This window comes from Pseudomonas sp. 01L34, assembly GCF_056400265.1.
In genome coordinates, this window is sequence record NZ_JBFTSX010000047.1 from 1 (window position 1) to 481 (window position 481).

A 481-nucleotide genomic window follows, 5' to 3' on the forward strand; every position below is an offset into this window, starting at 1 on the left:
TCTTAACCAACCGCTCTTTAACAACTGAATCAAGCAATTCGTGTGGGTGCTTGTGGAGTCAGACTGATAGTCAACAAGATTATCAGCATCACAAGTTACTCCGCGAGAAATCAAAGATGTAACCAACGATTGCTGAGCCAAGTTTAGGGTTTCTTAAAAACCCAAAGATGTTTGAACTGAAGAGTTTGATCATGGCTCAGATTGAACGCTGGCGGCAGGCCTAACACATGCAAGTCGAGCGGCAGCACGGGTACTTGTACCTGGTGGCGAGCGGCGGACGGGTGAGTAATGCCTAGGAATCTGCCTGGTAGTGGGGGATAACGTTCGGAAACGAACGCTAATACCGCATACGTCCTACGGGAGAAAGCAGGGGACCTTCGGGCCTTGCGCTATCAGATGAGCCTAGGTCGGATTAGCTAGTTGGTGAGGTAATGGCTCACCAAGGCGACGATCCGTAACTGGTCTGAGAGGATGATCAGTC

General features: G+C 50.1%; 1 rRNA gene. It reads left to right on the forward strand.

Features of this window, described 5'->3' with window-relative positions:
• Nucleotides 1-173: 173 nt before the first annotated feature.
• Nucleotides 174-481: ribosomal RNA gene (locus tag AC1DQM_RS29915) — 16S ribosomal RNA — on the forward strand; the annotation flags it as partial.